Source organism: Ammoniphilus soli (assembly GCF_040813775.1).
Genome location: NZ_JBEGDL010000053.1, coordinates 19,032 through 28,063, shown reverse-complemented (window position 1 = coordinate 28,063; position 9,032 = coordinate 19,032). Strand labels below are relative to the sequence as shown.

Sequence of the window (9,032 nt, the reverse complement as noted above, 5' to 3'; positions counted from 1 at the left end):
CTCCTGTTCGCTATGAACAACATTTCAAAAAGGCATCATAAAATGCCTTATTTAAGTGTCCACTTTCTTGACGGAGGATTTGGGCTGTGATTGCCATGTACTTTATCTTTCTTGGTGCTGAGCAAGCCGGGGTAAAGGGTGCGTTAGGTAGCGCTCAGAATTGTAAATTGTAGTATGTGATGTATTCATCCACATGACTGGTCTAAAAACAACGTGATAAATTTCATAGAAAAAAGAACCGGTTGTTATCCGGTTCTTTTATTTAGGATCGCTTGGACCATCCGATCGATTTGAGCAAACAATGCTTCTTCTGACCCGTTATTATCGATCTCGTAATCAACCTTCAAAGAGTCTACATGCATTTCTGTTTCGTGATTCAAGATCTTTTCGTTCACTTCTTCTCCAAGAGCTTTCATACGCCGTATCCGAGTATCCTCCGAAGCATTGATCCGAATGAGAACAAAGCCTTCTTCTCTATACGTTTCAGCTTCCAAGGGGAACCGCATATCCGAGACGGCAAAAGTGATCTCAGGATTTTCCTGAAGCTTCTCACGCATGTTTTGGATCGTCTGACGTATCCAGAAGTCACGCCCATAAAGTTCCCGCATGACCCTTCCTAGTTCCTGTAAACGCCAATTATTCTTGATCGATCCGGCAGCTTCCCCGGATAACTCTGAGTCTAACTTTCTGATGCCGTCCGCTAATGCCACGCGGGTATAGCCATGTTTTTGAACGAGATAAGCCACGACGACGTCCTTCCCCGCCCGTTTCTTGCCTGTGATCGCGAAATGGGGTAACTCCTTCATCTTCATACACCCTTTCATTGATATTAGAAAGGTTTTTAGATGTTCGGCCTGGTTAAGTTTTTTTCAGTATATGTCTATTGTGCTTGTCACGCTTGTTTTTATCAACTCTTTAAAACGTTGTTGTAATGTACAGCATGCTTGAAAATGTCTTTTCTTAAAGCCTTGACCAACACGATGTCCGTTCCTGTTCCCAGTACTTTGTTGAAAACTCCAATTGCGGGATCTGCATGAGGGTCTCTCCACTGCGAAACGTGCCAGCTAGCACGAGTATTTTGAAGAAGAAAAAGAAAAAAGGTGCTGATGCTTAAATAACAAGGTGAAAAGTCCCCATGGGAGTGGGGGCCTTTTTTTGAAGATTTACAAGAGGGAGAAATCGTTTTGATTCCTCCCATATTATTTCTAATTGTTCGCTGAATAATATAGCAAGTTTCCGAGACACTCGATGAATCAACAGTCTCGTTTTTCGCGGGTTGTCTTATGCCATTTACGATTTGCGGACGGGAATGCCTCTCATTTCAATGAGGGGATGAGAGTCCGCTTTTGTCGAAATCCCCTTGTGGGATGGCAAGACAAAACATGGTATAATCTCCTTAAGAACATTTGTTCTTTGATAACTGAATCATAAGGGTTGTGGTAGGGAATACAGCTACCACGTAAAATGATTCCTGTGGCTGTGGGAATCGGGTGCTGCGCATCATTTCAACCACAGCATGAGAGAATTCACACGAGCTTGGCGGTAATAGACCAAGTGTCTATGCGGTACAATCCGACATAGGAGGCTCAAGTGACTTGAGCTATGGCGTCCGTGATGAGAGCAGGTCAGAAATGGAACAACGGGCATGTACATGCCTCTGCTTGAGCGAGTCGCCTCCGAACTTCCACAAGGAAGCTCCTCATTTCAAATGAGGAGAGGATGTCACTCAAATACTGAACTTGTTATATGATTTCCTTCCATTCCAAGGAGGAAGCATGTTCTAATAAATCTCCACGCTTTCGAAGTAATTGCTGAATCAATATTTTAGATGAAGGAGCATAGAATCTCAATGTCGTCTTCTTCTGATTGATTAAGATAACGGTGACTTCCCATAACTTCCTCATACAAGTTCCTCCTAGAATCATTTAGATAGCTAATCATCTTGATAGGTGTTGGCTCGCAAGATCAGGCACGGACTCTTTTTTTCATAGCCAAAAAAAGTACCTCATCTCTTATGATGAGGCACTCTTCATTCTTTAAAATGAACGGGTTTGATTGGGGAGGTATCGAATCAGCTGTTCACCGTTGCCCTTGTGAACGGATTCATGAGCTTCTACGGAAGCTTCCTCAACCCATGGGAATGCCCAATCGTCTGGATCTACATCAGGAAAATGTTGTTTAACCGGGATCTTACCGTCCAGTAAAGGACCGCGGAAGAGGGCAATATCAAATAATTTTGCGGCCACTTGACGCTCCGTAGACCCGTCTGGATCAAAATTTTTGTCATCCGTACCACTAATGTATTTTAAGGCTTTGGCTGTCGCTATATCCTTCTTGGCCCAATGCTTATTGGAGTCTTCAAATGTATTGAGGTCAATCGCTTCAATTCCGCGAATACGGAGAATTAAAGAGGTCAGTTCTGCTCGAGAAATAGGCTCATCAGGGTTGAATTCGCCGCGATAACCCTTCATATATCCCGCGTTGGTCACTTGATGGATCACTTTATAGGCCCAGTGGCTTTGCGGTACATCCGAATACCGGGTGTGAGAGGAGCTGTCTTTTAGATTTTTAATTCGAGCCACGACAGCAGCTACTTCAGCTCTTGTGATGGAGGATTGCGGATGAAACTTACCGTCTGGGTACCCAGTAAAAAATGGTTGATGGATTTCGGTACCCGTTTGAATGTTTACATTTGGAGTTTTAAAGATCACCTTTCCGTCTTGTTCCAGGATGCCATATAAATCGTACCGTGTACCGACAGGGACATCTCCCTTGACCTTCAGTTTAAAATGAATGACCCCGGACCCTTTGTCAGCGTCTCTATCGTCACCTTTTCCTTTACTATGGGCTTTTAGATCCCATAGGAGTGTACGGGTCGCTTTATCCCATTTAGCTCCTTTTAGATCATCTTGATCAATTTCAAGCCCTTGAGGTACTTTGACTTTTAACCAGGTATGGGAAGCATTTTTGTTCTCGACATGATGATAAAGGAGATGATAGGAAATATAGCCTCCGGATCCTACCGTTTGTTGATCAGAAATCAACTGGACGTGTTGTACGGAAGCTGCATTTGAGGATTTAGCGTGAACAGTGTTTATACCTTGAGGAAGAAATAGGAATGTTCCGGCCAGTGCAGTTGAAGCAAGACCATAGGTTATCTTTTTAATCAAAGTGGTCAAATATTGTTCCTCCCTTTTATCCTTTTATTAACGTTTTATAGAAAAAATGTAATTAATTACCAATACGTAGGGTTCTTTTGGTTTATAGGGGTAATATTAAAAATTTCAAAATAAAAATTTGTAAGCGATACCTCCTTTAGATTTCGAATTCAGCAGATGATCGGTGCGGGGAGAAAGAACAGGCACCGGTGCACATTCGAAGGTACATGGATTTAGGGAGAAATGGTAAAATTAAACAAAACATCTAGTAGAATGGAGAGAAAATAACTGAATGCGAATCGACTGATTCCTTTGTTAAGCTTTATCATCTTTTTTTCCGTGATGAATGGTACGATGTTTAACGTTGCGGTTCCTGCGATTGCTGAGCAATTTCATTTGCTGCCTTCTGAAGTGAGCTGGGTGATCGCCGGGTATATTGTGTTTTTTGCGATTGGTTCCGTAACCTATGGAAAGCTGACGGACATTTATCCTGTGAAAAATCTCATTACGATTGGACTCATCCTATTTAATGCAGGGTCATTGCTAGGTTTTTTAATGGTACGGGATGCTCATTCTTTCTCGCTTGATTCAAGCGATGGGGGCAGCGACTGCCTTGGGGATGATTACGGCGACGCGTTATTTTCCGCCTCAGTCCAGAGGCAAGGTTCTGGGAATGGTGGCTTCAACAGTCGCGTTCGCTTCGGGGATCGGTCCGATTGTCGGGGGATTCCTTACAGGCGCGCTGCATTGGAGGTACTTATTTCTCATTTCATTGCTATCGTTGGCTGCTATCGCTTTTCTTCGAAAAGAGCTGCCAGATGAAGAACGGAACACGCAAGCCGCTTTTGATATATTGGGCGCGATTTATTTGGGTCTGGGCGTTGCAGGAATCCTCTTGTATTTTTCGCAATTGCGCTGGTTCTACCTACTGTTGGGCGTTCTTCTTCTAGGGTTGTTTGTCATCCATATCCGGAGAGCGAAAGACCCATTTGTCCAACCCTCTTTATTCTTGAACTCCCGTTACCGAAATGGCGTAGTGACCGGTTTCCTGACGATAGGAACGGTTTTTGGCATGATGTTTTTGATTCCGATGATGCTTCAGGAGTGAATCAATTGGATAGTGCAGCTATCGGCATGATCATGTTTCCTGGGGCCATGAGCGCTGCCGTATTTGGCACCGTGAGCGGCCGATTGGCCGACCGTGTCGGAAGCATCCCTATCGTAAAGCTAGGGCTAGGTTTACTCCTTGTTGGCTATTTCGGGTTGTCCGTATTTGCCGGCTCTCCTTCCTGGATTATAGCCGTTGTGCTGGTTATCTGTTATCTCGGATTTTCCACCATACAGTCCTCTTTAGCGAACAGCGTCTCCCATACCCTTGCACGAGAGCAGATTGGCGTTGGAATGGGGATCTACAATCTCTTCTTTTTTATGGCTGGGGCATTCAGGTCCACCATTGCAGGGAAGATTTTGGACGATTCAGGTGCTGGAGCCCGTTTGAATCCATGGGCCTTTTTCGAAGAAGGGGCAGTTAACAGTAACCTGTATTTGGTCTTTCTCGCCATTATCCTGATCAGTTTGGCTGTTTTCTCCTTTACTTTTCCAACTCAGCGAAAGCAGCAGGATGAAGGGAGGAAAAAGGTTTCTTAGAGCCGTTGTAAAGGGAACAAAAGTCCAGCGGAACTACGGTTAAAGCCTATGATTACCTCACGAACCCTTTAGGGTGACATTAAAGAGGTAATGAGTGAGGAGCGGTCGTCATGGCTGCTCCTTTTACTATGGAACGAAGATGACATCACCGAAGAATGGATGTGTAGAATATGACATTTGCTTGCTGGAAAGGCAGTGACTGAAAATGTTCACCTTTACGGACTTTCAGGATGCGATAAAAAACCAAATTCTACACAATCGAAATAAGAGTCTTTTTTATGAGTTAGCTGAAGGAAAATTGTTATTAATCCTTCTAAGGAAACCATGGATTTATTCCTACATAAAGCAGCAGACATAGCAAAGTTTATTCAGTCTGCCAAACAAGAAGGTACATCTGAACACCTGCTAAAATATCTTGCTGATCAATCCATCCAATTATTTTTGGAAGTCAATCAGTATTTAGATTTTAATCGTGAGGATCATCGCAAGCTCCAGGAACTCTACGGGGATTTGCTGGAGCGAATTTGTATCTTAGGAAATCGAGAAAACATTTCAGAAAGCGATCTAGATGGTTTGTTTACGCTGCACTATAAAAATTTACAAAGCTTCTTAATCGAATCGAACGGGACGGAAATATTTAAAAAGTATAGGGAAAATGCCGATTTATTGAAGATCAAATGTACGGAATATCGTCCTGATTTTCAAATGAAATTATTAAATGTCCGTTTACAAATGATAAAACAACCTGTGTTAGATATAGGCTGCGGTTCAAAAGCGAGTTTAGTCCATTTCCTAAGAGAAAACGGAATAGAAGCCTTTGGAGTGGATCGGAATGTCGATCCAAAGGATTACTTATTTAAGATGGGCTGGCTGGAATGTCCCTTTAAAAACAACACTTGGGGAACCGTCATTTCGCACATGGCTTTTTCCAACCATTTTATTCATCATCACTTAAAATCCGATGGCAATGTTGAAATGTATGCGAGCAAGTATATGGAAATCTTACATTCGCTAAAGATGGGTGGAAGCTTCATCTACGCACCGGGTCTATCCTTTATCGAAGAAGTGTTGATTTCATCAAATAAATCCTTTGTCGTTGAAACGAATGAATATTCTACCCACATATTACGGGTACGATAGAGCAAGAAAATATTAAAACATTATTCTATGGGAGGAATCACGTTGACTGCTTCAAATGAAATTCAAACATTATATCAAAAGCTCATAGATGCATGGAACCATCGAGATGCCGTACGAATGGCTGAACCATTTATGGAGGAGGGTGAACTTATCGGATTTGATGGGAGTCAAGCGATTGGACGGGAAGAAATCTTATCACACCTTACACCCATCTTTGCCAGCCACCCCACACCTCCATTTGTAAGCATTGTTAAGGACATCCGAATGTTGAGTGCGGATATCGCCATCTTGCGGGCAATTGTAGGCATGATTCCCCACGGGAAATCAGACCTTGTGCCTGAGCTGAACGCTCATCAAACCCTTATGGCTGTGAAGAAAGATGAACAATGGCAAATCGAGTTGTTTCAGAATACGCCAGCTCAGTTTCATGGAAGACCTGAGTTAGTCGATCAAATGACCGAAGAGTTAAGGCAGCTCGTTAAATAACAGTGACCAAACAGGCGGCTTAAATAATTAGAAATAATATCGGAAGAATATATCCCTTTCGTTCCTTCTCTATAATGGAGAAGGTTTTTCTTTTTTGAACCACGTGATCTAAGATATTTAAGAAGGGTTATGTTTTCATAGTTTAATAGCGGAGTTTTGAACAAGTGTGCATATTTTTAAGACCAGAAGTTTATCAAAAAGATATATTTGAAATGAAAAAAGCAACAAAAGTAGAAATAAGCCGTATTATATTGTAGGAATTTGCCATAAGAGGCAATCAAGCTATGATTTGGCGGAAAAATCAAGGAGGTGAACATCATTGAATGGTCCAGGTCATGCTGTTATGGGGGCAAGCTTTGGTACATTTGCCAGTGTCATGACTACAGGTACAATTGATCTCCAAATGATTGCGATTTCTACTATCGCAACATCTTTTGCGGATTTTGATACAGGCAGTAAGGTAAGAAATAAACTTTCCGGCAATCCTTTAAGAACGAAGATAGCCCTTATTATTATGGGGTTAGCAAGTACGGTTTATCATTTTATGCATTCTAGTTCCTTCTCACTTAGTACATTAGCTAGTGTTGTTATAGTAATGATCGGCCTATTAATGAGTCCTACCCAAGCAAAGAAAGCATTTTTCAATGTGATTGCCGGTGTAATTGGCTTTACAGGAATCTATTATCATCAATATTGGGTAACAGGATTAGCGGTCTTTATTGCCATTGCTCCACATACCGCTCATCGCACATGGACTCATAGCATTTGGGCCTTGATGGCTATGTACTTTATCTTCCATGGTGCAGAGCAAGCCGGGGTAAAGGGCGCTTTAATTGCAGGTATGGCAGGTTATATCTCTCATATTGTTGCGGATATGTTTACCGTTAGCGGTGTGAAATTATTTTATCCTATTATCGATAAGAATTTTGGATTTAAGATTATGCATTCGAATCAACTCTGGTTACAATGGGGAATCATTGGCGCCACTATTGTAGCTTTTATAGGGATTTTGTTAATAACTGGAAAATTGGATGGTATCCTAAACCATCCAGTGGTGAAAGTGATTGCGATGGGTGATTTATAAGACAGAGTGAAATCTGTCTTTTATTTTTTTGCTGGCTTTTTTGCGAAGCTATTCCGCTGTGATCGGAGCGAGTTCCGAAGAGCTTTGCGAAAACCGGACATCTCAACCTTTTGGCCTTAAAAATTAACATCGTTGTTTCTTTACTATTGTATAAGGTAAGAATATAATTTAAGTAAGAAAATAGTCTAAGGTGGTGGTGTTATGCTTACTTCGACGAGCAAGATATCAAGCAAGGGTCAAGTGGTTATTCCTATAGAAGTTCGCAAGACACTTGGTATTGAGGAGGGCGACACCATTCGATTTATAATGGAAGACAATGGAGAGACAAAAATTGAAGTCGTAAAGAAAAAAGCTATCCTTGATTTGTTTGGTGTTGCCAAACCAAAGCAAGATACCACCAATTTCAAGCAAGTATTAACCGAGTCTCTTGAGGATCGATGGAAACACGAAATCAAGGAGAGCAATAAATGAAAGAGATTTTAGACACTAATATTATTATTCGGTTTCTTGCCAACGATCATCCTGAACACTCTCCACGAGCTAGAATATTGTTTGAGAAAATGACAAACAACGAGTTGTCTTTCATCCTTGATTCTATAGTCATCGCTGAATGTGTGTATGTTTTAAGCGGAAAATATTATGGTTATTCGAGGTCAGACATTGCGGAATGGTTAACTAAAGTGATAGAGCATTGCGAGGTTGATAACAAAGACGTACTGCTTCAAGCCTTGTCTAATTATTCCAGATACAATACGGATTTCGCAGATGCTTATTTAGCTTCTTTAGCTGAACATACTGGAACTATGGTGGCTACATTTAATAGAAAAGATTTTAATAAGATGGGTATTAACAGCCTTGAACTTTAGGTGGCGGGAATAAGAATTAGGCATATCATAAGAATCGAATTAAACAAGATTACTCTAAGTCTGACCATGATGTCAGGCTTTTGTTATACTATGGGTAATCAAACTACGGTAGGAGATGTCTTATGCCCGTTTATAAAAAGCTCGTTCGTGATCGAATTCCCGAAATTATAGAAGCAACGGGGAAGAAATATACGACGCGAATATTAGAAGAACAAGAATATAAAACAGAACTCCAGAAGAAAATGCGAGAGGAATTGGCGGAATATTTGAGCGCAACATCGGACAAAGATTCATTAGAGGAATTGGCAGATTTATTAGAAGTCATTCATGCTTTAACTGCCGTCCATGAGTCAACGCCTAACCAGCTAGAGGTGATACGTATGGAAAAAGCAGAAAAGAGGGGAGGCTTCCAGGAACGATTATTCCTTATTGACGTGGAAGAGGACGAGATTTAACACGTCTTCTATTAAAACAACGATATCCAATGAAGTTGGCTAGTCCTTATTGGCATAAAGCTACATCCGCTTTAAATCTGCCCACCTATTGTTTTTTGCTATTCATAAGCATATCTTTCAATTGCGCTACAGTAAGCCATTCTTTTTTGCGATGGATCATCCGATGGCAGTTGGAACATAAAAGAGCAATGTCCTT

The 9,032-nt window shown here is 41.5% G+C and carries 11 protein-coding genes and 1 pseudogene; 9 read left to right on the top strand and 3 right to left on the bottom strand.

Going from position 1 to position 9,032, the window contains the following annotated elements; translation table 11 throughout:
- Positions 1 to 245: 245 nt before the first annotated feature.
- From ABLT31_RS35730 to ABLT31_RS35720, 3 genes are all read right to left on the bottom strand, one after another.
- A complete protein-coding gene (locus ABLT31_RS35730; protein WP_367760416.1) occupies positions 246 to 806 on the bottom strand; it encodes a nucleoside/nucleotide kinase family protein in 561 nt (186 codons plus the stop codon).
- Between the two features lie 936 nt (positions 807 to 1,742).
- Positions 1,743 to 1,904, bottom strand: a complete 162-nt coding sequence (locus ABLT31_RS35725) for a hypothetical protein (RefSeq protein WP_367760415.1) — start codon at positions 1,902 to 1,904, stop codon at positions 1,743 to 1,745.
- Positions 1,905 to 2,036: 132 nt separating this feature from the next.
- Positions 2,037 to 3,179, bottom strand: a complete 1,143-nt coding sequence (locus ABLT31_RS35720) for an S-layer homology domain-containing protein (RefSeq protein ID WP_367760414.1) — start codon at positions 3,177 to 3,179, stop codon at positions 2,037 to 2,039.
- A 321-nt stretch (positions 3,180 to 3,500) separates the two neighbouring features.
- Between ABLT31_RS35720 and ABLT31_RS35715 the strand changes: the two are divergent.
- The 9 genes and pseudogenes from ABLT31_RS35715 to ABLT31_RS35675 form a co-directional block, all read left to right on the top strand.
- Positions 3,501 to 3,930: pseudogene (locus tag ABLT31_RS35715) on the top strand (MFS transporter); the annotation flags it as partial.
- A gap of 9 nt (positions 3,931 to 3,939) precedes the next feature.
- The gene (locus tag ABLT31_RS35710) at positions 3,940 to 4,266 is read left to right on the top strand and encodes a hypothetical protein (RefSeq protein ID WP_367760420.1); all 327 of its coding nucleotides are present in this window, start codon (positions 3,940 to 3,942) and stop codon (positions 4,264 to 4,266) included.
- A gap of 5 nt (positions 4,267 to 4,271) precedes the next feature.
- Complete coding sequence (locus tag ABLT31_RS35705; RefSeq protein ID WP_367760413.1) at positions 4,272 to 4,805, top strand: MFS transporter; 534 nt, start codon at positions 4,272 to 4,274, stop codon at positions 4,803 to 4,805.
- Between the two features lie 324 nt (positions 4,806 to 5,129).
- Positions 5,130 to 5,945, top strand: a complete 816-nt coding sequence (locus ABLT31_RS35700; RefSeq protein ID WP_367760412.1) for a class I SAM-dependent methyltransferase — start codon at positions 5,130 to 5,132, stop codon at positions 5,943 to 5,945.
- Positions 5,946 to 5,972: 27 nt separating this feature from the next.
- Complete coding sequence (locus ABLT31_RS35695) at positions 5,973 to 6,431, top strand: SgcJ/EcaC family oxidoreductase (RefSeq protein WP_462976583.1); 459 nt, start codon at positions 5,973 to 5,975, stop codon at positions 6,429 to 6,431.
- 319 nt (positions 6,432 to 6,750) lie between these two features.
- On the top strand, positions 6,751 to 7,515 hold the full coding sequence (locus ABLT31_RS35690; RefSeq protein WP_367760411.1) for a metal-dependent hydrolase: 765 nt from the start codon (positions 6,751 to 6,753) through the stop codon (positions 7,513 to 7,515).
- Positions 7,516 to 7,716: 201 nt separating this feature from the next.
- A complete protein-coding gene (locus ABLT31_RS35685) occupies positions 7,717 to 7,986 on the top strand; it encodes an AbrB/MazE/SpoVT family DNA-binding domain-containing protein (RefSeq protein ID WP_367760410.1) in 270 nt (89 codons plus the stop codon).
- Positions 7,983 to 8,381: a PIN domain-containing protein gene (locus ABLT31_RS35680; protein WP_367760409.1), complete on the top strand. Its 399-nt coding sequence runs from the start codon at positions 7,983 to 7,985 to the stop codon at positions 8,379 to 8,381. Before ABLT31_RS35685 ends, ABLT31_RS35680 begins: the two co-directional genes overlap by 4 nt.
- A 122-nt stretch (positions 8,382 to 8,503) precedes the next feature.
- Complete coding sequence (locus tag ABLT31_RS35675; protein WP_367760408.1) at positions 8,504 to 8,836, top strand: phosphoribosyl-ATP pyrophosphohydrolase; 333 nt, start codon at positions 8,504 to 8,506, stop codon at positions 8,834 to 8,836.
- Positions 8,837 to 9,032: the final 196 nt, after the last annotated feature.

Coding starts and splice junctions, on each gene's coding strand:
- ABLT31_RS35730 (WP_367760416.1), bottom strand. CDS start 806: ATGAAGGAGTTACCCCATTTCGCGATCACAGGCAAGAAACGGGCGGGG.
- ABLT31_RS35675 (WP_367760408.1), top strand. CDS start 8,504: ATGCCCGTTTATAAAAAGCTCGTTCGTGATCGAATTCCCGAAATTATA.
- ABLT31_RS35685 (WP_367760410.1), top strand. CDS start 7,717: ATGCTTACTTCGACGAGCAAGATATCAAGCAAGGGTCAAGTGGTTATT.
- ABLT31_RS35695 (WP_462976583.1), top strand. CDS start 5,973: ATGGGAGGAATCACGTTGACTGCTTCAAATGAAATTCAAACATTATAT.
- ABLT31_RS35725 (WP_367760415.1), bottom strand. CDS start 1,904: ATGAGGAAGTTATGGGAAGTCACCGTTATCTTAATCAATCAGAAGAAG.
- ABLT31_RS35680 (WP_367760409.1), top strand. CDS start 7,983: ATGAAAGAGATTTTAGACACTAATATTATTATTCGGTTTCTTGCCAAC.
- ABLT31_RS35700 (WP_367760412.1), top strand. CDS start 5,130: ATGGATTTATTCCTACATAAAGCAGCAGACATAGCAAAGTTTATTCAG.